Consider the following 25,929-nt stretch of genomic DNA (forward strand, 5'->3'; position numbering starts at 1 on the left):
ACATGTTGAAGATCGCGCCTGAACCGAGCGCCGACGCCCGACTTTTCCGCACAGAAGCCACGCGTGGGCTTGCCCCCATTCCGGTTTGGGAACAGGGCCTGCCCAGCGCCACGGCCGAGCCGTGGTTCCAGGTCTCCGAAGACGCCATGCCGTTGGAAGGTCCAGCCTTCGACCGCCACGGCAACCTGCTGTTCCTGGACATCTATGGCGGGCGCGTGCTGCGTCTGTCGCCGCAGCGAGCTTTGAGCACGGTCTATACCGATGCCACGCTGCGCCCGACCGGGCTGGCGCTGCACCGGGACGGTCGAATCTTTCTGGCGGGCGTGGGCGATTTCCAGGCGGGCCGCATCGTCGCGATCGACCCCGACGGCCGCGACGCACGGACAATCGTGCCGGCCATGGCAGGCCATGTGCCCGATGACCTGGTGTTCGACCGCCACGGCGGCTTCTACTTCACCGACTTCCGCGGCACGGCAACCTGCCCGACGGGCGGCGTGTACTACGTTCCACCTGACCAGCAGACGATCCAGCCCGTGCTCCCTCACATGTCCGCGGCGAACGGTGTGGCGCTAAGCCCCGATGGCAAGGTGCTGTGGGCAACCGAGTTCGGCGCCGGCCGGCTGCATCGCGCGGATCTGGTCGACGCCGCCAGACTGGCACCGTTCGGCTCCACCGTGCCCTACCACTTCACTGGGTGCGCGCCGGATTCCATGCGTGCCGACGCCGAAGGCAATGTCTATGTGGCGATGTTCTACCAAGGCCGCGTGCTGGCCTTCGACCCCCATGGCATTCTGATCGGGCAGATCCTGTTGCCCGGGCGGGAGCATGGTCACTTCCTGAAATGCACCAGTCTGGCCTTTGTGCCGGGCTCGCCCGATGTGGTGATCGTGTCCCGTGACGTACCAGGCGGGCAGGGCGCCATGATCTTTCGTGCGCGCGCGCTAGCGCCAGGCGCCACGCTGTTCTCGCACCAATGAGTTGCACCTGGGAAGAGGCCTCGACCCCATCAACGAGGAGTTTCAAGATGGAACACGTTTCTGCAATCGCGCCCCCTGGCGGCGCTTTGACATGGCTAGGTCTGGAGGGCCGGGTCTGCGTGGTCACGGGTGCCGGCCGTGGCATTGGCGCGGGCGTTGCGCACGAGCTCGCGCGTCACGGCGCGCACGTGGCCGTGCTGGACCGTGATGCCGCTTCTGCCGACGCGGTGGCGGCCGAGATCGCCAGCGCTGGCGGTCGCTCGATCGGGCTGGCGGCGGACGTGACGCAGCAGGACGCGATCGCCGCGGCCGCGGAGCGCGTGCAGCGAGAACTTGGCGCCTGCCATGTGCTTGTGAACAATGCGGCGCTGGTCGGGTACGCGGGGCCGCTGATGGACGCGGACCTGAACCAATGGAATCGCATGCTGGACGTCAATGTAACGGGCACGCTGATCTGCACGCGCGCGTTCGGACGGCAGATGATCGTGGCCGGCCAGGGGGGCGCCATCGTCAACGTGGCTTCGATTTGCGGCCACCTACCGCTGACGCATGGCGGTGTCTACAGCGTCGGCAAGGCCGGCCTGCTGATGCTCACACGCATGTTGGCGCTGGAGCTTGCCGAGCACGGTGTCCGCTGCAACTCGGTCTCTCCCGGCCTGGTGCGAACGCCGGCCACCGAGGCTGCGTACGGCGACAGCGAAGTGGCCGAGGCGCGCCGTCGCTTGGTGCCCATACGGCGGATCTCCGAGCCCGAGGATCTCGCCACCGTCATCGCCTTCCTGGCGAGCGACCGGGCCGGCTATGTGGACGGGCAGGACGTGCTGGTGGACGGCGCGTTGAGCCAGTCGCTGATGGGCTGGGTGCCGCGGCCGCCAGGGCCCATGCGGCCGTCCTGAGCGGCTGTGTCCGCGTTCGCGAAACGTGCACACCACGTGCCAGAAATGCAGATGGACACGGCATGCGGGGCATTCCTAGACTGTCACCACAAATTGCTCGCACCGGCCGCGAGTAGCAACAAAGATTATCCGGAGACAAAAAAATGCGGATGACAGCAACAGTGATGTGTGACCGGGAATTGCCGGCTACTTTTTTGCGATGCCTGTCGCTCGGGATTGGGGCGCCGGACCTTCCCAACAGTTTCGCGGACTTCCATTGCGGAATCTTGCGGCATCCATCGGCGTGGACTGCTCCATCACGGTGCATAGCGGCGAGGTAACGGCGTGGAACGCGTGGACAAAGGCGCTGATCCGCCGCATGGCCGAGGCGTCTCGCCTCAGACGTCGTCGTCTTCGCACCGATCCTGAACCTTCCCACCCAAACGACCGGTCTCTCCAGACCGTTGGGTGACTGCGCCTGTGCGCTGCTGTACGAGCCAACTAACGGAGATGCACCATGCAACGACGATCCTTGCTCAAGACGCTGTCTGGCGGCGCTGCCGTGTTGGCCATGCCTGGCCTGACGCTTGGTCAAACTCAGCCAATCAAGATCGGCCAGCTCACCGACTACACCGGCGTATACCGCGATATCAACGGCCCGGGGGAGGAGCATGCGATTCAACTGGCCATTCGGGACTTCAACCAAGGCAAAGTGCTGGGTCGGCCGATTGAACTGGTCACGGGCGACCATCTGAACAAGGCGGATGTCGCGAGCGACATCGCCAAGCGCTGGTTGGACGTCGAGAAGATCGGCATGTTGCTGCTCGGAGGGTCCAGCGTCGCCGCCCTTGCCGTGCAGTCGCTGGCACGCGAGAAAGGCGCCATCACCAACATCACCTCGGCGGCTGCGGTGAATTTCACCGAGCAGGACTGCTCGCCCTATGGCTTTCATTGGCAGGTGGACTCGTACGCCTATGCGCGCTCCGCCGTCGTTGCAGCCGGCGCGGATGCCAAGAAGAGGTGGTTCTTCATCTCCATCGACAACGTGTTCGGCCACACCGCCACGCCGGTTTGTGCGGCGGCGGTGCAGGAGTCCGGAGGCCAGGTGGTCGGAGCGGTCAGGCATCCGATCAACACCACGGACTACGCGTCCTTCATCACACAGGCCCAGGCAGCACGCGCCGACGTGGTGGTGTTTCTGAGTGCCGGCACCGACTTGATCCGTTCGCTCAAGCAGGCGCGCGAGTTCGGCGTGTTCGCCGCTGGCAAGACGGTGGTCGCTCCGATCCTGGTGTACACGGACATCCTCGCGGCAGGGCTCGACGTGGCGCAGGGCATGCGCTTTGCCGACGGCTACTACTGGAACGTGAACGACGCGACGCGGGCCTTTGCCAAGCGGTACCAGGAAAAAATGGGGAGTGCGCCAGGTAGCTCGCACGCACAGGCATATGCGGCCGCCACGCACTATCTGCAGGCGGTGCAGGCCGTCAAGGGAACGGACGTGAAGGCCGTGGCAGAGCAGATGCGCAAGCAGCCCATTACCTCGAGCTTCTGGAACAACGCCTCGATCCGCCAGAACGGCCGCGTGGTGTATGACCTGAACCTCATGCGCGTGCTGACGCCGGCGCAATCCAAAGGAAAGTTCGACGTGGCCGAAGTGTTCGGCGCCGTCACGGGTGACAAGGTGTTCAAGCCGCTGAAGCAGACGGAGTGCAAGCTTGTCTAGCTTGGCGTGCGGCACCCCTGTGTCTGCACAGCTGACGGGCGATGTCGTGCTGTCTGCGCACGGGCTGAGCAAGAGCTTTCGTGGCTTCGTCGCGGTCAACGACGTGTCGATCCAGGTGCGCAAGCGGACCATCCATGCGCTGATCGGACCCAATGGCGCGGGTAAGACCACGACCTTCAACCTGCTGACGAAGTTCATCCAGCCCACCAGCGGCAAGATCCAATTCATGGGCCAAGATGTGACCGGGCTGGAACCCGCCGACATCGCGCGCCGGGGCTTGGTGCGCTCGTTCCAGATATCGGCGGTGTTCCCGCATATGACGGCACTGGAGAACGTACGCGTAGCGGTGCAGAAGCGCCGAGGGGACTGGTTCAACTTCCTGTATTCCAAGCGCCGCAACAGCCAGTACGACGAGGAGGCCCTTGGCATTCTGGCCAGCGTGGGCCTGGAGTGCTATGGCGGACACCTGGCCGCCGACCTGTCCTATGGCCGCAAGCGCACACTGGAGCTGGCTACCACGCTCGCGCTGGAACCCCAGGTGCTGTTGCTCGACGAGCCCATGGCCGGCATGGCCCACGAGGATATCGATCGCGTGGCCGCCATCATTCGTGAGATCGGCCGCACACGCACCATCCTGATGGTCGAGCACAACCTCAGCGTGGTGTCCTCGCTGTGCACGACCATTACCGTGCTGGCGCGCGGCAGCGTGCTGGCAGAGGGTGACTACAAGACCGTTGCCGCCGACGAACGGGTCATCGAGGCCTACATCGGAACGAGTCCTGCCAATGTCTGAACAAGTGTCCCATCCGCCGCGTGCGGCCCTGCTTGACATCCAGGAACTGGTCGCCGGCTATGGCGAGGACGAGGTACTGCACGGCATCTCCTTCGCCGTGGCTGCCGGCGAGGTCGTCACGCTGGTGGGCCGCAACGGCGCTGGCAAGTCCACCATCATGCGCTCCATCATCGGTATCCTGCCGCGGCGCCGAGGGTCTGTCACGTTCCACGGGCAGCAGACCGTCGGCCTGCCGCCCGAACGCATCGCTCGCCTGGGGATGGGCTATGTGCCGGAGGAGCGTGGCATTTTCTCGCGACTGTCGGTTGCCGAAAACTTGCAGCTTCCTGCGGTGGTGGCGCCGGGCGGCATGTCGGTCGACGAGATATTCACGTTGTTTCCCAACCTCAAGGGGCGCATGGACAGCCCGGGCACCAAGTTGTCCGGCGGCGAACAGCAGATGTTGGCGATTGCGCGCGTGCTGCGCACCGGCGCACGCTTCCTGCTGCTGGATGAGCCGACCGAGGGTCTGGCGCCGGTGATTGTTCAGCAGATCGGCCGCACGATCGACAAACTGAAGGAGGCTGGATTCACGATCTTGCTTGTGGAGCAGAACATCCACTTCGCCTCTACTGTCAGCGACCGCTGGGTCGTGATCGAGGAAGGCCATGTCGTGGACCAGTTGCCACGGCTGCAGACTGCCGAGGCTGAAGCGCGGCTTGCGCGCTACCTGGGAATCTGAATGATGAACATCTTCGACATTCCCGCACAGGCGTGGGCCGGCCAGATCCTGATCGGCCTGATCAATGGCTCGTTTTACGCGATCCTGAGCTTGGGGCTGGCCGTGATCTTCGGCTTGCTCAACATCGTGAATTTCGCGCACGGCGCCTTCTACATGATGGGCGCCATGGCCACCTGGATGCTGGGCAACTACCTGGGGCTGGGCTACTGGGCCTCGATGCTGCTGGCACCGCTGCTGGTGGGGTTGGTCGGCATCGTGCTGGAGCGACTGTTCATCTCGCGCATCTATCACCTGGACCATACCTACTCGATGCTGCTGACCTATGGCATGACCCTGATGATCGAGTCGTTGTTCCGCAATGCCTATGGCACCTCGGGCCTGCCGTACAGCGCGCCCGTGGCGCTGCAGGGCGGTACCAACTTGGGCGTGTTGTTCATGCCGAACTACCGGCTGTGGGTCGTGGGTGCGGCCGTGGCCGTGTGCCTGGCCACATGGCTGCTGATCGAGAAGACGCGTCTGGGCGCCTACCTGCGCGCGGCCACCGAGAACGCGAGCATGGCGCGCGCTCTGGGCATCAACGTGCCGCGCATGCTGACGCTGACCTATGGCTGCGGCGTTGGTCTGGCGGCGTTGGCTGGTGTGTTCGCCGTGCCTGTGTACGGCGCCAACCCGGCCATGGGCTCGGACCTGCTGATCGTGGTGTTTGCGGTTGTCGCCATCGGCGGCATGGGCTCCATCCTCGGCTCCATTGTCACCGGGCTGGTGCTGGGACTGATGGAAGGCCTGACCAAGGTCGTCTATCCCGAGGCGTCAACCACCGTCGTGTTCGTGGCAATGATCATCGTGCTGCTCGTCAAGCCGACGGGCCTGTTTGGGGAGAGTCGTTGAAATGAGCATCGACAACCATGCGGCGGCCCAGCCCTTCGCGCCGCCTTTCTCCCGCCCGCTCAGCGAGGCCACCCGCATCCGCACCGTGGCTCTGGTGATCCTCGTTGCGGCGCTGGTGCTCGCGCCGTTCGCCATCCATCCGGCCTTCCTGATGAAGGCGATGTGCTTTGCCATCTTCGCCTGTGCCTTCAACCTGTTGCTGGGCTACGTAGGGCTTCTGTCCTTCGGCCATGCGGCCTTTTTTGGCATGGCGAGCTACGTTGCGGCGCACGCGGCCAAGAGTTGGGGGCTGACGCCTGAACTGGCGATCCTGCTGGGCACCTTGGCGGCAGCCGCCATGGGGGCAGTGTTTGGCTTCATCGCGATTCGGCGCCAGGGCATCTACTTCGCCACCATCACCCTGGCGCTGGCACAGTTGGTCTACTTCATCTGCGCGCAGGCGCCGGCACTCACCGGAGGGGAGGATGGCATCCGCAGCGTGCCGCGTGGCGCGCTGTTCGGTTTCATCGATCTGAAGAGCGATGTGGCAATGTATGGCGTCGTTGCGGTGGTTTTCGTCGCTTCCATGATGTTCCTGTTCCGCGTCATCGATTCCCCGTTTGGCCAGGTCATGCGGGCGATCCGGGACAATGAAGCGCGCGCCGTCTCGCTAGGCTACAGGGTCAGCCACTACAAGCTCATCGCCTTCACGCTGTCCGCTGCGTTGGCGGGGCTGGCCGGCGCGCTCAAGGCCGTCGTGGCACAGGTTGCCTCGCTGACTGATGTCTATTGGGCCATGTCGGGAGAGCCCATCGTCATGACGCTGATTGGTGGCCTGGGCACTGTCATGGGGCCGGCGCTGGGCGCCGTGGTGTTCATGGCGTTGCAGACGTATCTGTCGGGCCTGCGGTCCTGGGTGGTGTTCGTGCAGGGTGCGGTGTTCTTCATCTGCGTGTTGTTCTTCCGCCAGGGTGTCATGGGGCTGCTGCCGGCCCGTCTGCGCAAATGGCTGTGAATCCGACTGCCATTTTTCGCGGCAACCGGCCTCGGGACGTGCGCGCGCTGGCGGCTTGGCACGCGCTCGCGCCGCGCGAGCCGGCGCTCGAACCCGGGCTGCCGATAGTGGACGCGCACCATCACCTGTACGGCAGCGCGGCCGATGCCCAGCACTACCGGGCGCAGGATCTTGCGCACGATCTGGCCGAGGGCGGGCATCGCGTTATCGGAACCGTCTACATCGAGGCCTTTGGCGCAGGCTGGCGCACCGACGGTCTGCCGGAACTGCGATCACTCGGCGAAGTGGAGACGGTCGTGCGCGTGAGCGCACCCGCGCTGCAGACGCCGCAAGGGGCCTGTCAGCTCGGGGCAGGCATCGTCTCCAATGTCGATCTGTGCTTGGGCGATGCCGTGGTGCCGGTGCTGGAGGCGCATCTGCAGGCCGGCCAGGGCCGATTGCGCGGCGTGCGCCACCACGCCACGCACGACAGCGGGCCGTTGGGCCGGTTCACGCACAACGCATCGCCTCACCTTCTGGGCGACTCGCAGTTCCGGCGCGGGCTCGGCTGGCTGTCACGCTTCGGCCTGAGCTTCGACGCGCTGGTCTTCCACACGCAGTTGGATGAATTGGCTGCGCTGGTCGATGCCTTTCCGGACACGCGCTTCATCCTGAACCATGGCGGCATCGCACTCGGCGTGGCGCCCTACGATGCGGATCGTCGTGGCGTGTTCGCGCAGTGGCAGCACGGTGTCTACGCGTTGGCGGAGCGGCCGAACGTCAGCGTGAAGATCGGTGGGATGGGGATGCTGCTGTGCGGCTTCGGGTTCGAACGAGGCGAGTTGCCGCCGCATTCCGATGCGCTGGTGCGGGCTTGGCGGCCGTTCATCGATGCCTGCACCAACGCCTTCGGGTCGGACCGGTGCATGTTCGAGAGCAATTTCCCGGTGGACAAGCAGTCATGCAGCTACGCCGCGCTGTGGAATGCCTTCAAACGCTGCACGAGTGACTGGTCCGTGGACGAGCGGCGTTCCATGTTCTACCGGACGGCCTGCAGGGCGTACCGCTTGCCGGATCTGGCGGTGCAGTGCGACGGCATCGCCATGCCGCCGCGCTAGATCGAGGAATTCTCGTGCGCAATAGACGCGAGCGAATGCAGTGCCCGGCCTTCGTGGCCGAGGCCCGGAGCTCTCTGCTGGTGTTGCCATCGGTCCTGGCCAAGGACGCTCAAGAACTGCTGGCGCCGGATGTGTCCATCATCGCCGAGTCGGGCGTATCGGGCGTGTCGGGCTGTGGCGTGTTGTCCTGGTTTGGTCTCTACCAGCCGCGCAGCCCGCCGCCGCAATTGACGCAGCACATCGACGAAGAGGTTGTCCAACTCCTGGGCTCGCCGGAGATGGCGGTGCGCTCGCGACGTGGCGCTTCGAGCCCATGCATGCCACACCTGCGCCATGGTAGCGGCCGATACGGCGCGGATGGGCCGCGTGGCCAGGGACATCAACTGAAAGTGGACTGAAAGGACTGCCATGATCCGTATGCACATGATCCGCCGTTGGGCCTATGCCACGGTGCTGCCTGCCGGCCTCGCCCTGTTGACCGCGTCGTGGTGCGGTGCCCAGGCGAGATGGCCGATGGAAAAACCGATGACGCTGATCGTGCCCTGGCCGGCCGGCTCAAGCTTCGACATCGTCGGCCGCGTGGTCGGGGAGGGCATCCAGCGCAAGTACGGCAACACCGTGGTGGTGGAGAACCGCACGGGCGCGTCTGGAAACATCGGCCAGGCAACGGTTGCACGCGCCAAGCCCGATGGTTACACGTTCATCGTGACGACGCCTGGGCCGGCGGCCAACAACGTGCTGACCTTCAAGTCACTGCCCTACGACCCGCTCACCGATTTCAGCTACATCGGCTTGACCAACCGCGACCCATCCGTGCTGGTGGTCCGCAGCAGCTTGAAGGTGGACAGCTTCAAAGATTTCGTTGTCTATGCGAAAGCCCATCCGGGCCAGGTGCGCATGGGCAGTCCGGGGAGCGGCACCTACTCGCACATGACCCAGCTCGCACTGCAGGATCTGGCCGATGTGGAGTTCAACATCGTGCCGTACAGGGGGCCGCCGCAGGTGCTGCAGGACCTGTTGGGCGGGCACCTGGATGCGGGCATGGCGCTGATCGGCAACTTCATGGTGCAGATTCGAGCGGGCCAGCTCAAGGTGCTGGCCGTGTTTGGCGACAAGCGCGATCCGTCGCTGCCGAATGTGCCCACACTGATCGAGCAGGGCTATCAATTCTCGTCTCAGCCGTGGACCGGCATCCAAGGCCCCAAGGGCTTGCCTCGGGAGATCGTTGTCGAGATGAACAAGACCGTGAACGAGATCCTGCGCGAGCCGGCCGTCGTTGCCAAGCTGGCGGCACTGGGCATGACGGCCGCGACGTCGACGCCTGAGGAATTCGAAAAGCTCGTGCGCGCCGAGGTCGACAAGTGGCGCCCCATCGTCGTCAAACACAAGGTGTCCGCAGAATGAACAAGCCATACAGCCCGCTGCGCGTCAAGGGCCGTGCCATGCGCAGGAAGCTCGTAGGAGACGCCTATGCCGACAAGCTTGACCAGGATCTCTACGCCGATCCCATCATGGAGAAGTTCGCAGAGCTCACGCAGGAGATGCTGTTCGGCACACTATGGGCGCGGCCAGGCCTGGACCTGAAGACCCGCACACTGGTGACACTGATTTCCGATGCTGCTACGGGCCGCACGACGGAGCTGAAGGTGCATCTGCGCTTCGCGCGAAACCACGGCTGGAGCGAGGACGAACTGGTCGAAGCCTTGCTGCACCTGCTGGGCTATGTCGGCGCACCGCTGGTTCGCGAGGCGGTCATCGCGGCGAAGGAGACCTTTGCCGAGATGCGGGCCGAAGCGTCGTGATTCTGCGTTTGCCTCGCCCCGTTCATGAAACCCGCACGCGGGTTCCCAAAAATCGCCTTGGACGCCTCTTGGCACCGATCGCTAGACTTTTCCCGCACCCTCTACCGTCGCAATTGACGGCCGGATCGGGGATCCAGCCAACCTTCCCGTCTCAGGAGACACAGCATGTTGAAGATGACCGCAGCCGTCATGTACGAACAGGGCCTGCCCGCGCCCTACATCCAGAGCCGACCATTCCGGATCGAGGAGGTCGAACTTGACGGGCCTGGCGATGGCGAGGTGCTGGTCGAAGTGCGCGGCGCGGGCATCTGCCATTCCGACCTGTCGGTAGTTGAAGGCCTGCGCAAGCGGCCACTGCCCATCGTCGGCGGGCATGAGGGCGCTGGCATCGTGCGCGAGGTCGGTCGCGGAGTGAAGGGCCTGGCACCCGGCGACCATGTGGCCATGGCTGGCGTGGCTGGCTGTGGCCAGTGCCGCACCTGCCTGGCAGGCAGGCCTGGTCTGTGCCAGGCGGTCAGCGGCGCGCGATCGGAGGGCATTTTGGCCACCGGCTCGCGCCGGCTTCGCCTGGCTGATGGTGGCCGGCTCAACCACTACAGCGGTATCTCGGTCTATGCGCAATATGCGGTCGTGGCGCCGCAATCGCTGGTCAAGATCAACAAGGAGGTGCCATTGGACGTCGCTGCGCTGTTCGGCTGCGCAGTGGTGACCGGGGCCGGCGCGGTGTTCAACAGCGCCCAGGTGAAGCCCGGGGCCCGTGTGGCCATCATCGGTCTGGGCGGCGTCGGCCTCACGGCCGTCATGGCGGCGCGAGAGGCCGGCGCGTCGCAGATCATCGGCATCGATGTACTGCCCGGCAAGTTCGACCTCGCACGTGCGGTGGGCGCAACCGATTGCGTGGATGCGCGCGACCCTGACGCGGTGCAGAAGGTGCTCGATCTGACGGACGGCGGCGTGGATCATGCGTTCGAGATCTCGGGCAACCTGAACGCTCTGGACATGGCACAGGCCATCGGGGTGCGCGGCGGCGAGGTGATCGGCGTGGGCGTAGGCAAGAGTTCCGCCGCCTTCTCCATCCCTCATCTGGCCTGGGTCTGCGAGGAACGGGTGCTGCGTGGCTCGTTCATGGGCGGCGGCGTCCCGCAGGAAGACATTCCCAGGTACGTCGACATGTATCTGGGCGGGCGGCTGCCGGTGGACAAGCTGCGCAGCGAACACATCGGCTTCGAGCGGCTGAATGAAGGCTTCGACCTGCTGCAGGGTGGCGGCGTCGTGCGCCAGATCCTGTTGCCGCACGGGCTTTGAAGCCCCGGCCTTTGTGGGATTCGATGACCTGATCGCACTCCGGGGTGGCCACGTCGCGGTGGGCCCTTGGGCAGCCAAAGGCCGGGAGCATTGCGGAGATGACTTGCCGGTCAGGGACTCGCCATCTTTCTGCCGTTGGCTTCTGCGGTCGCCAGTTCCTTGGGCGTCAAGACGAAGGAAGGATTGTCGGCCAGCAGTTCGACGGTCACATCGATGAAGGCGCGTACGCGTGCTGGTTGAGCGGAGCGGCTGCCGTAGTACACAAAGACGCTGGATTTGTCGGCCACGTGCTTGACGAGCAACGGTACCAGGCGCCCTGCCCGGATGTGCGAAGCGGCGGCCACACTGGTCAGTAGCCCGATCACATGCCCGGCCAGTACCGCTTCTGTCTCCAGCGCTTCGTCGTTGACAGTCATCGCCGGGACGACGTGATGCTCGCTCATCGAGCCGTCGCTGGTTTTTACGAACCAGGGCAGTACGCGTCCCGTGCCCGAATTCCGGAAGGCGCTGCAGCGATGCTTGGTCAGGGCGTCGAGGCTGTCCGGAGCTCCATGGCGGCTGAGGTAGTCAGGTGAAGCGCAAATGATGAGCTGCAGAGAAAACAGCCTGCGCGCAATGACACCGTCGGCGGGAGATGCTCCTACACGAAAGCCGACATCGACCCGATCTTCCACCCAGTTCCCAATGCGGTCGTCCAGTTGTACATCGGGCTGAACCTCCGGGTAGCGTCGACAAAACTGGTCGAGAAGGGGCCAGAGCACTGGTGAAAAAACAGAGTTCGGCCCCACGATGCGCAACGGCCCTTCAATGCCCTCCTTGGCTTCACGGGCCATCTGAAGCGCCCGTTGCAGCCCGAGCAACGGGGGCTGTGCAGCTTCGAGAAACTGTCGCCCCTCGTCGGTGAGCGACATGCTGCGCGTGGTCCGGTGGAACAGCCGCACATCCAGGTGTTTCTCCAACTGGGCGAGTGCCTGACTGGCTGCTTGCGGCGTCATCCCTTGCGAAGCCGCCGCCTGCCTCAGGCTGCCTAGTTCTGCGGTCTTCACAAAGGTGGCAATGGAACGTAGTTCGTTGATGGGCATTGAAGCTTTTCCTTCGGCCGATTATCAACCTCGACTTTGCAGTGCTTCAAGTCCGCATGGACTAGTGCATTGCGAAAGGGCGCCCTAAAGTTGGTGAACGCTCGACCATGAAGATCAATTTCAAAATTCACGACAAGGTGATCCCAGCTGTTTTGATCGACAGCGAAACCACGCGCGAGTTCGTCTCGCTGCTTCCGTTGACGATCACCATGTTCGATTTCCTCAAGAGGGAGAAATTCGGCGCTCTGCCCAAGGCCCTTTCGTGCGATGAAGGGATTCGAACCCGGAGTTTCGAGGCGGGTGACATCGTCTATTGGGCGCCTGCGGCGGACATCGCGATCTTCCATGACGATGCGCGTCAGGATGTCACGGGCGGCGTGCATGTGCTCGGCAAAATCGGTGCTGGTGCTGGTGCTGGTGCTGGTGCTGGTGCTTTCGCGACGCCCGGCCCCGTGCAAGTGACCGTGGAACTTGCACTGCAGGATTGCAGCGAATCTGGCATGTCCCGTGCCGGACTGCTCAACACGGGGAGGCGCTGAAGCCGTATTGCTCGCCTTGCTTACAGAGGTACCACTGTCGGGGCGGTCTTGATGGGCGCCGTGCAGGTCGTACAAGCACAGCCCGCTTCATTGGCAAGCTCGGCTTGGTCGAGGGCGATCCAGACGAATTCGATCGACATGGTGGAGTTCGTGCGCATCCCTGCTGGCAGCTTCCTGATGGGCTCGAGGGATGGCGCTCCCGAGGCGCACAGCAGCGAAAAGCCCGTGCATCGCGTGACCATCACCAAGCCCTTCTACATGGCCACATGGGCCGTTTCGAAGTTACGCAGGTGCAATAGGTCTTCGTGATGGGCAGCAACCCGTACACGCAGCCGCGCTCCAACCCCTATTGCGACCTTCCCGGCATGGCGGCGCGAATCACGAAGCCAATGCACCCAGCCACCGTCTCATGGAACGATGCACTGGAATACGTCCAACGCCTCAACGAGAAGGAAGGCGGCGCCCGCTATCGTTTGCCGACCGAGGCGGAATGGGAATATGCCGCCCGGGCGGGACCGTGACCGCCTACCCGTTTGAGGACCAAGCCAGCCAATTGGGTCGCTACGCGTGGCACGGTGAGAGCTTTGACACAGGCGGCACGCATCCCGTCGGGCAGAAGCCCGCCAATCCTTGGGGTCTTCACGACATTCACGGCAACGTCTGGGAGTGGGTGCAGGATCGGTACGATCCTCGCTACTACGCCAGCAACCCGGCCGTCGATCCACACAAGGCCCGGCCTCCGGAAGCGAACGCGTGGTGCGCGGCGGCAGTTGGCACGGCACCGGCGACGGATGGCGCTCGGCCTCCCGGCGCTCCTATGAACCGCGGTACCGCGGCATCAGCATCGGACTGCGGCTGGTTTGTGAAGTCGAGTGGGCGTTTTATACGGGCGGCAGCCGACGGCCTGCATCGCATCTGATCACGTTCAGTCTTGCAGTCAAGGGCGATCGGAACCTCAGGGGAGATCCGGACAGATCACCGTTGTCGAATCTGCTGGGCCAACACACGCTCGCGCGCATTGAGCATTTCGGCACCTGCTTCTGCTTCTTTCTGGCTGCCTGCGTCGTGCGCAACTTGCCCGTCAGTTCCGACTCCGGAAGCTCCGAGTTCTTGGAGGACTCGGTGGCCAACAAGGTGATTCGAAAGCTCTGGGATCTGAGTTGAAGTCAAAGAACATCGGCCGTGCTAAGGACCAGCAAGCACAGCTTGTCAGTCTTTCAAGGAGGTATGGACTATTCGAAGCAAGAGTACGAACCTAAAGTCGCGAGAGGGTCGGCAGCTCCAGTCGACCGGCCACATGATGAAGGAGCGGCGTACATCATGGCATTCCCTGACAAGATCACGATCTCCCGCCGCGGCCTGCTGCAGGCCGGCGCGGCTTCTGCGGCGGTGCCGGCACTGGTCACGGCGCCCGCGGCTCAGGCAGTTGGCTCCAGTGCTACGACGTCCATGCCTGTGACACTGAGCGTCAACGGCAAGACACACCGCCTCACGCTGGACACCCGCACGACCTTGCTCGATGCGTTGCGAGAGCATCTGCACCTCAGCGGCACCAAGAAGGGCTGCGACCACGGTCAGTGCGGCGCATGCACCGTGATGCTCGATGGCCGACGGATCAACTCCTGCCTCACGCTCGCCGTGATGCACGAAGGCGCGAAGGTGATCACGATCGAAGGCCTCGGCACACCCGGCAATCTGCATCCGATGCAGGCGGCCTTCGTCAAGCATGACGGGTACCAGTGCGGCTACTGCACGCCGGGACAGATCTGTTCGGCCGTGGGCATGCTGGGCGAGATCGCCCAGGACATCCCGAGTCACGTCAGCGCCGATCTGACGGCGAAGCCGCGGCTCACGACCGTCGAGTTTCGCGAACGCATGAGCGGCAACATCTGTCGCTGCGGTGCCTACAGCAACATCGTCGAGGCGATCTCCGAAGTGGCGGAGGTGAAAGCATGAGAGCCTTTACCTATGAGCGAGCCACGTCGCCCGCTCAGGCTGTCGCGGCGGCTGCACGCACATCAGGCGCAAGATTTATTGCCGGCGGCACCAATCTGCTCGACCTGATGAAGCTGGAGATCGAAACGCCCGGCCACCTGATCGACGTCAACGGCCTGGGCTTCGACAAGGTCGAGAGCATGCCCGACGGCGGCCTGCGCATCGGCGCGCTGGTGCGCAACACCGACCTCGCCGCGAACCAGCGCGTGCGGCGCGACTATGGCGTGCTGTCGCGCGCCTTGCTTGCGGGCGCATCGGCGCAGTTGCGCAACAAGGCGACCACCGCGGGCAACCTGCTGCAGAGAACGCGCTGCCCGTACTTCTACGACACCAACCAGGCATGCAACAAACGTCAGCCCGGAAGCGGCTGTTCGGCGATCGATGGGTTCAGCCGGCAGCATGCGGTGATCGGCGCGAGCGACGCGTGCATTGCGACCCAGCCGAGCGACATGGCCGTCGCGATGCGCGTGCTCGATGCGGGTGTGGAGGCGATGCGCGCCGACGGCTCGCGCCGCACGATCCCGATTGCCGACTTCCACAAACTGCCCGGCGCCACGCCGCATGTAGAGACTGCGCTCGCCCCCGGGGAACTGATCACCGCGGTCCGGCTGCCGGCGCCTGTGGGCGGCAGGCACATTTATCACAAGGTTCGCGATCGCGCCTCTTATGCGTTCGCGCTGGTGTCGGTCGCTGCGATCGTGCAGCGCGACGGCACTGGGCGCATCGCACTCGGCGGCGTGGCGCACAGACCGTGGCGCGTCGAAGCGGCAGAGCGCGAGTTGCCCCGCGGTGCAGCGGCCGCCACTGCCGTGCTGCTTGCCGACGCCAAACCGACCGAACAGAACGCCTTCAAGGTGACGCTGGTCGAACGCACCCTTGATGCGGTGCTGACAGATGCGAGGAGCTGAGCGATGAAATTCGACACACCCGCCACCACGAACCCGATCGACCAGCTCAAGGTGATTGGCCAGCCGCTGGACCGCATCGACGGCAAGCTCAAGACCACGGGCACGGCGCCCTACGCCTACGAGCGCCATGACGTCGCGCCTGACGCGGCGTACGGCTACATCGTCGGCTCGGCCATCGCCAAGGGTCGCATCGCATCCATCGACCAGAGCCAGGCCAAGGCAGCGCCCGGCGTGATCACCATCGTCACCGCCGAGAACGCCGGCAAGCTGGGCAAGGGCACCTGGAATATCGCCAGATTGCTGGGGGGGCCAAACGTCGATCACTACCATCAGGCGATCGCGATGGTCATCGCCGAGACTTTCGAGCAGGCGCGCGCCGCCGCGCAGTTGCTGCGCGTCGAGTACGCCCGTGCGGAAGGCGACTTCGATCTCGTCAGCGCGAAGGCATCGACGGACAAGCGCACCACCGACAACAACAGGACCGTCGGCGATTTCGCCGACGCGTTCGGCAAGGCCGAGGTGAAGCTCGACGAGACTTACACAACGCCCGACCACTCGCACGCCATGATGGAGCCGATGGCCACGACTGCCGCATGGCGCGCAGACAAGCTTACGGTCTGGACGTCGAATCAGATGATCGACTGGAGCCGGTCCGACCTGGCAACGACGCTGGGCATTGCCAAGGACGACATCCGCCTCGTCTCGCCGTTCATCGGTGGCGGCTTCGGCGGGAAGCTTTTTCTGCGTGCCGATATCGTGCTGGCCGCCGTCGGCGCCCGCATGGTGCGGCGTCCCGTGAAGGTGGCGCTGCAGCGGCCGCTGGTGGCCAACAACACCACCCACCGGCCGGCGACCATCCAGCGCATCCGCATCGGCGCCACGCGGCAGGGGAAGATCGTGGCCATCGGACACGAGAGCTGGTCCGGCAATCTGGTCGGCGGCAAGCCGGAAAACGCGGTGCAGCAGACCCAACTGCTCTATGCCGGGGAGAACCGCTTGACGGGCACCCGGCTGGCGTCGCTCGATCTCCCCGAAGGCAATGCGATGCGCGCACCGGGCGAGGCGCCGGGCCTGATGGCGCTCGAGATCGCCATCGACGAACTGGCCGAGAAGCTCGGCATGGACCCGGTGGAGCTTCGCGTGCTCAACGACACGCAAGTGGATCCCGCGAATCCGAACCGCCGCTTCTCCCAGCGCCGCCTCGTCGAATGCCTGCGCACGGGTGCGCAGCGTTTCGAATGGGCGCAGCGCAGCGCGAAACCCGCGCAACGGCGCGAGGGCCGCTGGTGGATCGGCACGGGCCTGGCGTCCGCCTTCCGCAACAACCAGGTCATGAAATCGGGCGCCCGCGTGCGGCTCGATGGGCGCGGCGTGGTGAGCGTGGAAACCGACATGACCGACATTGGCACGGGCAGCTACACCATCATCGCCCAGACCGCGGCGGAGATGATGGGCGTGCCCATCGACAAGGTGGTCGTGCGGCTCGGTGACTCGTCCTTTCCGGTGTCCGCAGGCTCCGGTGGACAGTGGGGTGCGAACAGCTCGACTGCGGGCGTGTACGCTGCCTGCATGAAGCTGCGCGAGGCCGTGGCGCAGCGCGCGGGGCTCGATACGGCCACTGCGACCTTCGCGGAAGGTATGGTGCGCGCCGGCGGACGCAACCTGTCGCTCGCCTCGGTGGCAGGTGAGGGCGGCATCCTCGTCGAGGACGCCATCGAGTTCGGTGACCTCGCCAAGCAATATCAGCAGTCCACCTTCGGCGCACATTTCGTCGAGGTGGCCGTGGATGCGTACACCGCCGAGGTGCGCGTGCGGCGCATGCTGGCCGTGTGTGCGGCGGGGCGCATTCTCAACCCGAAGTCGGCACGCAATCAGGTCATCGGCGGCATGACGATGGGCGTCGGCGCGGCGCTGATGGAAGAGCTTGCGGTGGACAAGCGCCTGGGCTTTTTCGTCAACCATGACCTGGCCGGCTACGAAGTGCCGGTGCATGCTGACATCCCGCACCAGGAGGTAGTCTTCCTGGAAGAGACCGATCCCATGTCCTCGCCGATGAAGGCCAAGGGCGTCGGCGAACTCGGCATCTGCGGCGTCGGCGCGGCGGTGGCGAATGCGATCTACAACGCGACGGGCGTGCGCGTGCGCGACTACCCGGTCACGCTCGACAAGCTGCTGGGACATATGCCGTCCCTCAATGTCTGAATTCCCAGCCAGCCCTTTCTCGAATCAATGCCAAGCAAGAAGGAAAGCCGATCATGGCGATGAAGCTTCGCGGCTATGCCGCGCATTCCCCGGAGTCCCCTCTGCGTCTCTTTCAGTTCGATCGGCGCGAGCCACGTGCCACGGACGTGGTGATCGATATTCTGTATTGCGGCGTATGCCATTCGGATATCCATAACGCCCGCAACGACTGGGGCGGCGCCAACTACCCGATGGTGCCGGGCCATGAGATCGTCGGCCGCGTCACGCAGGTCGGCGCCGAGGTGACCCGCTTCAGGGTTGGCGATGCCGTCGGAGTCGGCTGCATGGTCGATTCCTGCCAGCACTGCAAGGCCTGCGCGCGCGGACTCGAGCAGTACTGCGAAAACGGCAATACGCTGACGTACAACGACGTCGATCCCCGCGATGGCATGCCGACTTTTGGTGGCTACTCGGAGCGTATCGTGGTTTCGGAGAAGTTCGTCGTGAAGGTGCCTGACGGCCTCGATCTCGCCGGTGCGGCGCCTTTGCTGTGCGCTGGCATCACGACCTGGTCGCCGCTGCGCCATTGGAAAGTTGGCCCCGACAGCAAGGTCGCCGTCGTCGGTCTGGGTGGCCTTGGACACATGGCGTTGAAGCTGGCAAAGGCGATGGGTGCGGAGGTCACGCTGTTCACGCGATCGGCAGGCAAGGAAGACGATGCGCGCCGTCTCGGCGCTGACCACATTGTGTTGTCGACCGATGCTGTACAGATGGCCGCTGCACAAAACACGTTCGACCTGATTGTCGATACCGTGCCCTATGTGCATGACGTCAATCCTTACCTGAGCACGCTGGCCGTCAGCGGGACGCTGGTGCTCGTGGGCTATCTGGGCCCGCTGGAGCCGGTGCTCAACAGCGCACCGATGGTGATGAATCGAAAGGCGGTCGCCGGCTCGTTGATCGGTGGCCTGCCCGAGACGCAGGAGATGCTGGACTTCTGCGGCCAGCACGGCATCACCTCGGACATCGAAGTGATTCGAATGGAGCAAATCAACGCATCCTTCGAGCGAATGCTCAAGAGCGATGTGAAGTATCGCTTTGTCATCGACATGTCGTCGCTGCGGGCGCCCGAGAACCGATAGAAGGAACGATCTTGAAATCTCTCGCCATGACCGCGATTTCTCTCTCGATGGCCGCTTCAGCGTTTGCGCAGAGCGACAAAAGTCTGCAGATCTCCCGCAACGGGTCCCAAGCGTCTGCCAAGGGTCCCGTTGAGTATTTCACGGGAACCGTCAGGGTCGACCCGCTGTTTCCTAGGCCTAATGGAACGACCCATGCAACCGGCTCGTACGTAACCTTTGAGCCCGGCGCACGAACGGCCTGGCATACCCACCCAGTCGGCCAGACCCTGGTCGTGACGGCGGGTGTGGGTCGCGTTCAGCGCTGGGGTGATCCGGTGCAGGAGATCCGGCCCGGTGACGTGGTCTGGATCCCGGCCGGTCAGAAGCATTGGCACGGTGCAGCCCCGACAACGGCCATGACACACATGGCCATCACGGAGTTGTTAGACGGCAAAGCCGTTGACTGGCTGGAGAAGGTCAGCGATGCGCAGTACCTGCCAGAGCCAGTCCGACCGTGAGTAGTTGAGATGGGGGCTCGAGTCTCCTCCCTCGTCAATGCGGGCGCAGGTGTGCCTCACCAACCGAACTTTTCTTGTGCTCGGGGGCGGCTCGCTGCCCGCAACGCTGCTGCACAACGCTCCGATCACTGGTCGCACAATCCGCCTTGACCCTTGGCGTCTGGATTGCGGCATGTGCAAATGTTGCCATCTGCCTTGCCTGCGGGGCCACCGCGAGGCGCCGGCAGTCAGGCGCGTGAACTGGCCGATGTGCACGGCGTACGTGCCTTCGAAGGCCTTCGTCACGCATGTGGCGGGCCCGGAAATTACTCATTGGCAACGTGTTTCGCGCAGGTGGGCGGAACACCGATCGCGGGCACCGGAGGGACGGCATGAGCGCGGAAGAAAGAAAATCCTCATCGAGGCCTCGGCCGAATCGACCGCCTTCCAGCGCTAGGCCTCGCGCGGCGTCGCCGACAGCGCGCTTGATGCGCTGAAGAGGGCGGGCATGATCGTTTCTGAACTGCCCTCTGACGAAATGACGAAGCGTCGCGAAGAAGTGGAGCCTGTTGTCGATAAGTACTCAGCCTCGGTGGGGGCCACCGTCGAGGAGCTTATGGCGGAGATCGAGAAGACGCAAAGATAGGTGGCGATGCAGATCGGAAGATCGATTGCCGGCAGCGACACATGGGCTGTGAGGGAGCAAACGCACCATGCCTGTCCGATGGGATCGGATTCGCAGTGATCTCCTCGAGCCACATTCCCTCGGTCGCCACATCTGTTCGAACGTCTCGATGAACCGCGCCGCGCCGGTCTTCTCGCCAGTCACAAGCATGTCGCCGCTGATGCGGACGAGCCGTGATATTCCGAGAATCATCAAGCGTTGGGAGTGTCGGTGTTCTGTACGCTTCGTGGGAGTGGACACATTGATGTCCGAAGCCTGCGCAATGCCGCCGTCCGAGCCGATGTATGGGCGATGTAGGCGTGCTCCAGTTCCAATTCGGCCAAGTCCGTTTGAGCTCTCCGCGGTGCATCCATTTCATGACGCAATAAGCCAAGAAGATGCACAACTCCGCAATTGCTATGGGACGTTGCCAAAGATGGACAGGAAGTCAAGCTCCGTGTCAGCGGCCAGTGGATGCTCAATAGCAGTTCGCCCATCGCTGCAGGGCGGCCGATCCGCGTACTCGACGACTGGTGTGAATCTATCCGGGACATCCCTTCTGCTATCCGAGTCGGCGGCAATGCCCGCGCGCATTGACTGTTGTCATCGCGGCGCTACGTCGAGGGTAATCGCAGGCAACGAGTTCCGTGTCTTCGATCCTGTGACAAGTCCCGCTCTTTCTTTAGCTGAGCACCTGCTCACCCAGGGGCTTGGGATGGAGTTCGCGCAGCCATTGTGGCGCGATCGAATCCAACCCTGGAGACAGCTCGGTGCGCGCTCCGTCATCAAGTTCGTGTTCCTGCGCGAAAAAGCGGCATGCACCGTTCGATCGAGAGGTTTGATTCATAAGTCCAGCTCACAAGTGCATGCGGACCGGTGGGCTTACTCAAAGCGGACTGTGTCCGTACGATTGCTCGCTGTCATTCACTTTGCGTGAACGCTTTACCGGGCGAGCGGCGGGTGACCAGGCTGAATCTTCAGAGGAACAGAATGTGATTGCTTCCCTTGCCACCACACTTCTTGTCGTGGGCGCTACCGGAAACATCGGTCGGTTGGTCGTTGCCGAGGCGCTTCGAGAGGGATATCGCGTACGTGCTTTGGTGCGCGATAGCGCCAAGGCACGCCAGATGCTCCCGCCGCAAGCGGAATTGTTCATGGGTGATGTCACACGACCGAATGCTCTGCATGGCGTACTCGACGGCGTCGATGCCATCGTGTTTACGCTGGGCTCTGGCGGCGATGGCAGTAGTGCCAAGGACATCGACTATGGCGGCGTCCGCAACGTATTGGCGGCGTTGGGCGATCGCAAGCCACGTATTGCACTCATGACGGCCATTGGTGTGACCAAACGCGTCGACGCGCGCCTAGGTCCTCTCGAAGGCCATGACTGGAAGCGGCGCTCGGAGCGACTGGTACGTGCCAGCGGATGTCCGTACACGATTGTGCGTCCCGGCTGGTTCGACTACAACGCGGCCGACCAGCACCGCTTGGTGCTGCTGCAGGGTGATACCCGCTGGGCCAGCGATCCCAGCGACGGTGTGGTTGCGCGGCAGCAGATCGCCGAAGTGTTGGTACGTAGTCTTTCGTCTGCCGCTGCCGGCCAGAAGACCTTCGAGCTTGTCGCGGAGCGGGGGGAGGCGACCCATGACTTCGACGCGCTGTTTGCTCCTCTGGAGTCCGATCGGACCGGCTCGCTGGATGCCGTGCGCGACAAAAACAATATGCCTCTGGCAGAGGAGCCCGCTTGGGTTCGTGAGGATCTGGCCACCCGACTTGGTGGTTAGAACTTGGTGGTTGGTTAATAAGGCAACGCGACATGCGAGCCTCGACTAGGCTGCTTCGTGCGGATTCTGGTGTGTTGATTTCCACTCGGAAGTACCTCAGCCTGCCATGGAGCCTCGACGCATTTGCGCGGGCCACGCACATGTGCATCGGGCAAGGGCTTGAAGCTACGCGGGCAGCGTTCGATGAAAAGCGGGGTCAAAGGGATAAAGGGATACGGAAATCAACAACCCACAGGGTCAAGCGAGCATCTTGGAGGAGCGCTGGCTGGCGACGTATCGGCGCCGATTCGTCGGCGTTGCCGTCATGGCGCTGACAGCACTCGGCCGGTGGCGAAAAGAACTCCAATGCTTGATTTGAACGAAGTCGCGATGTTTGTGCAGGTGGCGCGCAGCGGCAGTTTCGTCGCGGCGGCGCGGCAACTGAGGATGCCGTCGGCTACGGTGAGCCGGCGCGTCCAGCAGCTCGAGGCGCGGTTGGGCACGCGGCTGATGCATCGCTCGACCCGCAAGCTCACGTTGACCAGTGCCGGCGAATCCTTTCACGAGCGCTGCTGTCCGGCGGTCGAGGAACTCATCGAAGCGAGCCAACTGTATGTGGCAGGCAGTGCTGGGCCGAGCGGCACTGTGCGAGTGGCCGCGCCGACTAGCTTCTTTGATTTCTTGCAGATGAAATGGGTCGAGACGTTCCTGACCGAGCATCCTCTGGTGCGGCTCGACTTCGTGTTCAGCGATGATCCGCCGGTCAATCTCGTTGCGGACCGCATCGACGTCGCATTTTGGGGCGAGCCCTCGCAGGACTGCTGCTATGTCGCCCGAAGAATCCTCGCGAACTATGGTGCTCTTGATTTGACCGCCAGCCCCGCCTATCTGGCGACGCATGGCACACCCACCACGCTGGAAGACTTGAGCAAGCACGAGTGCGTGGTGCGGCCCGACGCCAGCGGCTACGCCACTTGGCGTCTGCAGCACCTGGGCGGTGCAGAGAAAGAAGTGCGTGTGAGAGGGCGCTTCAATAGCAACGCGCAGGGAGCGCTGCGCAGGGCAGCGTGCGCCGGCTTCGGTATTGCCGCACTGCCGTCCTTCCTGACGGCGTCCGATATTGCCGCTGGCCGGCTGGTGCAGGTGCTCCCGCAGTACAAGCAGGCCGGCTGCGGCATGAGCGTCGTCTATCCCAGTCGTCAGCAGCCTTCGCCAGCGGTGACGGCGTTTGTCGACATGGTTGTGGAGAAGTTGAGCGTGCAATGAGCTCATTCTCTCTCCATGAGGCGATTTGCATCATTGAAAGATGAGCGGATGTACTTCCGCTTTTTCAAACCAATAGAAATATCTGATGATCGGCTTGAATTTGAAGGCGCACACCTTGTGTCGCCCAAAATCGCCGACGACCACACTATTATCCAAGCCCACTTAGGTGGGTGGGGGACATGACGCGTTTCGGCTCTCACACCGCAATCGCTATTCCTGTCCCCTTGGGGTACAGGGTACCGTCGCGCTCATGGTGCAACCTCGCGCTCGGGCGGGGCCGGCGGCAAACGCATTGACAACTGATGGACCATTTTTCTGACCTGTGTCGCCTCGTCATCGGTGAACGCCTCCAAGAGGCTTTCCAGTTCCGAGGCCTTTTGCCCGGTTCTCAATCCTGCGACCATGGCCCATGCAGCACCTAACTTTGCGCCATCCGCGAGGTTCTCGATGTTGCGTGAGTAGACCGCAGACAGTTGTGTCAACTGATGAGCATCGCCAGTCTGGAGAGCCAGTTCCTGAAGTTTTTCCACTGAGGCTTGCAAGCGCTCGACGCCTTGAGCGCGAAGCGCCGGGTCGATTGCTGCTGCGTCGTCGAGTGCTTCTGAGCTGTGATCGGCTTCATCTTGAGCGAGAAACCGTTGTGCGGCGGGAGCTCCGGCATTGGCTGCATCGGATAGCAACTGCTTCAATTCGCGCGCATTCTTGGGAGGAATACCCTGGCAAATTTCACTGTCGATCCATGTCGAGTCCCCATCAGAACACCGCATGGCAATCGAAACTTTGGCGTACAGATCGTCGGCCGACGAGGCTCTGAAATACTGCGGATCGGGCTCGGTGTGAGCCAAGGCGACGGTCGCGGGACTCGTCGTCGATGCAGATGCAGTAACAGATTCTTGCCCGATTGAAACGGGCCGATAGGCCACCGAAGGCCGTGCAACTGACGCTTGCGTGCTGTTGCCGTTTGATGTGGCGACACCACCGCTGTCGACTCTCGTTGTGAGAGCAATAACACCTGCCGAGACCAGCAGCAACGCGGTGAGCGCCAAGGTCGCCTTGAATGGCAAAGCCCGCTTCTTGTTCAGAAAGATTTTTGATCTTCGATTCGCGGTGTTGTCGAGTGTGTAGATCTTTGTCATTTTTGGTGACGACAGGCCGAAGCTAATTGCTTCGACTCTGTCTGCGATGCCCCATTTGTCTTGTGGTGGTCCGGGATGGACTCCTGTCAGGGATGCTGCACAGGGCGCGCTGTTGGGACTCTGTTCAATGGCTCCCCTTCCAGGGCGCCCATCTTCACGAGCGTCTGGGCGATGTCCCATGCCATCTGCCTTGCATATGTCTGGGAATTGTCCATGTCGCGCTTCGCTGAAATCAGCGTCTGCTGATCCAATTGGCACCGTTGGTCGTGCAAGTGCGAACAGTTGTGCGCGTTGTAGTTGTTTTGGGCGGCGATCAGTGTGGCGTTCGCGTCCTTGATGTCCTGGAGCGCAGACGTAAGGTTCGTCTTCTGAGACTCGAAGGCACTCACGTCCCCGTTGAGCGCGCTTTTTCTGCTCGACGGGAGTCCATTTGCGCGGCTGTCGGCGTCGTTGTGTGTGCCGATGATCTTGCTCGCGATCGGTGCTGTGATCCATCGGCAGGTGGTTGACGCCCCGATAACACTGCCGGCTCTAACCACTGCCAACGCAATGTTGGTCTTGCTGATGGGGGTGGTCGCTGGACTCCAGGACACCAAGGCGCCCGAGGTTGCCGAACCGCAAAGCGTGCTGACAATATTTCCCCAATCGGCCGCACTCACGCGACCCGGGTTATTGACGAAATGGCCGATCAACGTGTTGAGCGCTCCCCATGAACCCCATGCCCCCGCAGCAGCGGCGCCATACACCACGTTCTGCCATTGTTGCTGAGTCATCGCCTGCGATACCAAGGGCAGAGCCGCGATTGTCGATACCACAATTGCTTTTTTAAAGGACTTCATTTTGATTTCTATGGAGAATTAAGAAATAAGTAACTGCAACGCCAAAATAACAGAGAGGCGTAGAAATGACGCTCGCGAATGCTACGGTGCTTGGTCGGGTGGCTCCATTTACAGCTCGATTATTTTTTGATAACTGTATGGAGATCAAACGAGCAACTGTATTGGTAATGTGATTTGATTTGCGATGGGACCAAGGCACTCAAGGCGGCGCAAGAGCGCGCCCAGCACTTTTCAGCTGTTTTGATGTTTTGGAGCGCGATGGCCCTTGTACTTTTCTTGGGGGTAGTGCGCGTGTGATGTCGTTCGATGCCGCTAGGTGGCCCGGTCGGGACTCAAAGGGTGCGGAGACAAGAATGCGCGTGTCAGAGGGATGTCAACGGCAACGCGCAAGAGGTGCTGCGCGAGGCCGTTTGCGCTGGCGTCGGCGCCGCTCAATCCGCACGACCTCTGTCATCGTCTCTGCTTGCCCCCGTGCCGAAGGCAAATGAGGCTGATACGGTCGAGAGCGGATTTGTCGATTTCGCGGCAGCTGCCAGGTCGCCAAGCCGTTGATTTCAACAGTACCAAGGTTTTCTTGTTTCTGGCGCTTTGTTATCCGCTTGATTGGTACGCCAAGGCAGCCATGAGCCCTCATGAGGTTCGGTTCGCGCAGTATTTGCAGAGCGGCTGCTGATTTCCACCTCGAAGCGCCCCCAGTTTTCCATGAGGCCCTGATTCGCGCGCGGTGCACAACCTGCCTGATCAACAACGGCCAAAAGAC

Annotated in this window: 25 protein-coding genes and 1 pseudogene; 23 read left to right on the forward strand and 3 right to left on the reverse strand. The window is 63.0% G+C overall.

What is annotated here, in order from left to right:
- The first annotated feature begins 2 nt into the window (after positions 1 to 2).
- The 12 genes from AC07O3_RS26395 to AC07O3_RS26450 all read left to right on the forward strand — a co-directional run bounded on the left by AC07O3_RS26395 (position 3) and on the right by AC07O3_RS26450 (position 11,178).
- The gene (locus AC07O3_RS26395) at positions 3 to 977 is read left to right on the forward strand and encodes an SMP-30/gluconolactonase/LRE family protein (RefSeq protein ID WP_093178767.1); all 975 of its coding nucleotides are present in this window, start codon (positions 3 to 5) and stop codon (positions 975 to 977) included.
- Positions 978 to 1,063: 86 nt separating this feature from the next.
- Complete coding sequence (locus AC07O3_RS26400; RefSeq protein WP_093178769.1) at positions 1,064 to 1,873, forward strand: SDR family NAD(P)-dependent oxidoreductase; 810 nt, start codon at positions 1,064 to 1,066, stop codon at positions 1,871 to 1,873.
- A 496-nt stretch (positions 1,874 to 2,369) separates the two neighbouring features.
- Positions 2,370 to 3,578 carry an ABC transporter substrate-binding protein gene (locus AC07O3_RS26405; RefSeq protein WP_093178770.1) on the forward strand — a complete coding sequence of 403 codons (1,209 nt, stop codon included), beginning with the start codon at positions 2,370 to 2,372 and terminating at the stop codon, positions 3,576 to 3,578.
- 31 nt (positions 3,579 to 3,609) lie between these two features.
- The gene (locus tag AC07O3_RS26410) at positions 3,610 to 4,371 is read left to right on the forward strand and encodes an ABC transporter ATP-binding protein (RefSeq protein WP_093178955.1); all 762 of its coding nucleotides are present in this window, start codon (positions 3,610 to 3,612) and stop codon (positions 4,369 to 4,371) included.
- Positions 4,364 to 5,092 (forward strand): ABC transporter ATP-binding protein, encoded by a 729-nt coding sequence (locus AC07O3_RS26415; protein WP_093178772.1) that lies wholly within the window; start codon positions 4,364 to 4,366, stop codon positions 5,090 to 5,092. The genes AC07O3_RS26410 and AC07O3_RS26415 overlap by 8 nt, the downstream gene beginning before the upstream one ends.
- Positions 5,093 to 5,095: 3 nt before the next feature.
- Complete coding sequence (locus tag AC07O3_RS26420) at positions 5,096 to 5,980, forward strand: branched-chain amino acid ABC transporter permease (protein WP_218137531.1); 885 nt, start codon at positions 5,096 to 5,098, stop codon at positions 5,978 to 5,980.
- 1 nt (position 5,981) lies between these two features.
- Positions 5,982 to 6,974 carry a branched-chain amino acid ABC transporter permease gene (locus AC07O3_RS26425; RefSeq protein ID WP_093178775.1) on the forward strand — a complete coding sequence of 331 codons (993 nt, stop codon included), beginning with the start codon at positions 5,982 to 5,984 and terminating at the stop codon, positions 6,972 to 6,974.
- Entirely contained in the window at positions 6,965 to 8,071 is a 1,107-nt protein-coding gene (locus AC07O3_RS26430; RefSeq protein ID WP_093178776.1) for an amidohydrolase family protein, read from the forward strand. Before AC07O3_RS26425 ends, AC07O3_RS26430 begins: the two co-directional genes overlap by 10 nt.
- Before the next feature lie 14 nt (positions 8,072 to 8,085).
- Positions 8,086 to 8,469 carry a hypothetical protein gene (locus AC07O3_RS26435; RefSeq protein WP_495340700.1) on the forward strand — a complete coding sequence of 128 codons (384 nt, stop codon included), beginning with the start codon at positions 8,086 to 8,088 and terminating at the stop codon, positions 8,467 to 8,469.
- 10 nt (positions 8,470 to 8,479) lie between these two features.
- Positions 8,480 to 9,475: a Bug family tripartite tricarboxylate transporter substrate binding protein gene (locus AC07O3_RS26440; RefSeq protein ID WP_495340701.1), complete on the forward strand. Its 996-nt coding sequence runs from the start codon at positions 8,480 to 8,482 to the stop codon at positions 9,473 to 9,475.
- Entirely contained in the window at positions 9,472 to 9,873 is a 402-nt protein-coding gene (locus tag AC07O3_RS26445; protein ID WP_093178781.1) for a carboxymuconolactone decarboxylase family protein, read from the forward strand. Before AC07O3_RS26440 ends, AC07O3_RS26445 begins: the two co-directional genes overlap by 4 nt.
- 165 nt (positions 9,874 to 10,038) lie before the next feature.
- Positions 10,039 to 11,178, forward strand: coding sequence for an alcohol dehydrogenase catalytic domain-containing protein (locus tag AC07O3_RS26450; RefSeq protein ID WP_256330960.1), 1,140 nt, complete (start codon positions 10,039 to 10,041; stop codon positions 11,176 to 11,178).
- Positions 11,179 to 11,288: 110 nt separating this feature from the next.
- Here AC07O3_RS26450 and AC07O3_RS26455 read toward each other — a convergent pair whose 3' ends face one another.
- Positions 11,289 to 12,260 carry a LysR family transcriptional regulator gene (locus tag AC07O3_RS26455; RefSeq protein ID WP_093178782.1) on the reverse strand — a complete coding sequence of 324 codons (972 nt, stop codon included), beginning with the start codon at positions 12,258 to 12,260 and terminating at the stop codon, positions 11,289 to 11,291.
- 107 nt (positions 12,261 to 12,367) lie between these two features.
- Between AC07O3_RS26455 and AC07O3_RS26460 the strand changes: the two genes are divergently transcribed.
- The 11 genes and pseudogenes from AC07O3_RS26460 (at position 12,368) to AC07O3_RS26510 (ending at position 23,194) form a co-directional block, all read left to right on the forward strand.
- Positions 12,368 to 12,799: a cyclophilin-like fold protein gene (locus AC07O3_RS26460; protein ID WP_495340702.1), complete on the forward strand. Its 432-nt coding sequence runs from the start codon at positions 12,368 to 12,370 to the stop codon at positions 12,797 to 12,799.
- A gap of 389 nt (positions 12,800 to 13,188) precedes the next feature.
- Positions 13,189 to 13,463: pseudogene (locus AC07O3_RS26465) on the forward strand (formylglycine-generating enzyme family protein); the annotation flags it as partial.
- A gap of 89 nt (positions 13,464 to 13,552) precedes the next feature.
- Positions 13,553 to 13,963 (forward strand): hypothetical protein, encoded by a 411-nt coding sequence (locus AC07O3_RS26470; protein ID WP_495340758.1) that lies wholly within the window; start codon positions 13,553 to 13,555, stop codon positions 13,961 to 13,963.
- 156 nt (positions 13,964 to 14,119) lie between these two features.
- Complete coding sequence (paoA, locus tag AC07O3_RS26475; RefSeq protein WP_093178787.1) at positions 14,120 to 14,755, forward strand: aldehyde dehydrogenase iron-sulfur subunit PaoA; 636 nt, start codon at positions 14,120 to 14,122, stop codon at positions 14,753 to 14,755.
- A complete protein-coding gene (locus AC07O3_RS26480; protein ID WP_495340703.1) occupies positions 14,752 to 15,702 on the forward strand; it encodes an FAD binding domain-containing protein in 951 nt (316 codons plus the stop codon). The genes paoA and AC07O3_RS26480 overlap by 4 nt, the downstream gene beginning before the upstream one ends.
- A gap of 3 nt (positions 15,703 to 15,705) precedes the next feature.
- A complete protein-coding gene (gene paoC, locus AC07O3_RS26485) occupies positions 15,706 to 17,904 on the forward strand; it encodes an aldehyde oxidoreductase molybdenum-binding subunit PaoC (RefSeq protein WP_093178790.1) in 2,199 nt (732 codons plus the stop codon).
- A 59-nt stretch (positions 17,905 to 17,963) separates the two neighbouring features.
- The gene (locus AC07O3_RS26490) at positions 17,964 to 19,025 is read left to right on the forward strand and encodes an NAD(P)-dependent alcohol dehydrogenase (RefSeq protein WP_177142442.1); all 1,062 of its coding nucleotides are present in this window, start codon (positions 17,964 to 17,966) and stop codon (positions 19,023 to 19,025) included.
- A gap of 11 nt (positions 19,026 to 19,036) precedes the next feature.
- A complete protein-coding gene (locus AC07O3_RS26495) occupies positions 19,037 to 19,522 on the forward strand; it encodes a (R)-mandelonitrile lyase (RefSeq protein ID WP_371127574.1) in 486 nt (161 codons plus the stop codon).
- A gap of 487 nt (positions 19,523 to 20,009) precedes the next feature.
- Positions 20,010 to 20,147, forward strand: coding sequence for a hypothetical protein (locus AC07O3_RS26500; protein WP_177142436.1), 138 nt, complete (start codon positions 20,010 to 20,012; stop codon positions 20,145 to 20,147).
- Positions 20,148 to 21,157: 1,010 nt separating this feature from the next.
- Entirely contained in the window at positions 21,158 to 21,949 is a 792-nt protein-coding gene (locus tag AC07O3_RS26505) for an SDR family oxidoreductase (protein WP_256330963.1), read from the forward strand.
- Between the two features lie 345 nt (positions 21,950 to 22,294).
- On the forward strand, positions 22,295 to 23,194 hold the full coding sequence (locus tag AC07O3_RS26510; protein ID WP_093178796.1) for a LysR family transcriptional regulator: 900 nt from the start codon (positions 22,295 to 22,297) through the stop codon (positions 23,192 to 23,194).
- A gap of 248 nt (positions 23,195 to 23,442) precedes the next feature.
- Here the strand turns inward: AC07O3_RS26510 and AC07O3_RS26515 are convergent, their stop codons facing one another.
- Together AC07O3_RS26515 and AC07O3_RS26520 are read right to left on the reverse strand one after the other, a co-directional pair.
- Positions 23,443 to 24,330 carry a hypothetical protein gene (locus AC07O3_RS26515; protein WP_143047800.1) on the reverse strand — a complete coding sequence of 296 codons (888 nt, stop codon included), beginning with the start codon at positions 24,328 to 24,330 and terminating at the stop codon, positions 23,443 to 23,445.
- Positions 24,331 to 24,416: 86 nt separating this feature from the next.
- Positions 24,417 to 25,169: a hypothetical protein gene (locus AC07O3_RS26520; protein WP_495340704.1), complete on the reverse strand. Its 753-nt coding sequence runs from the start codon at positions 25,167 to 25,169 to the stop codon at positions 24,417 to 24,419.
- Positions 25,170 to 25,929 lie beyond the last annotated feature (760 nt).

Source organism: Variovorax sp. GW821-FHT09D05 (genome assembly GCF_059416325.1).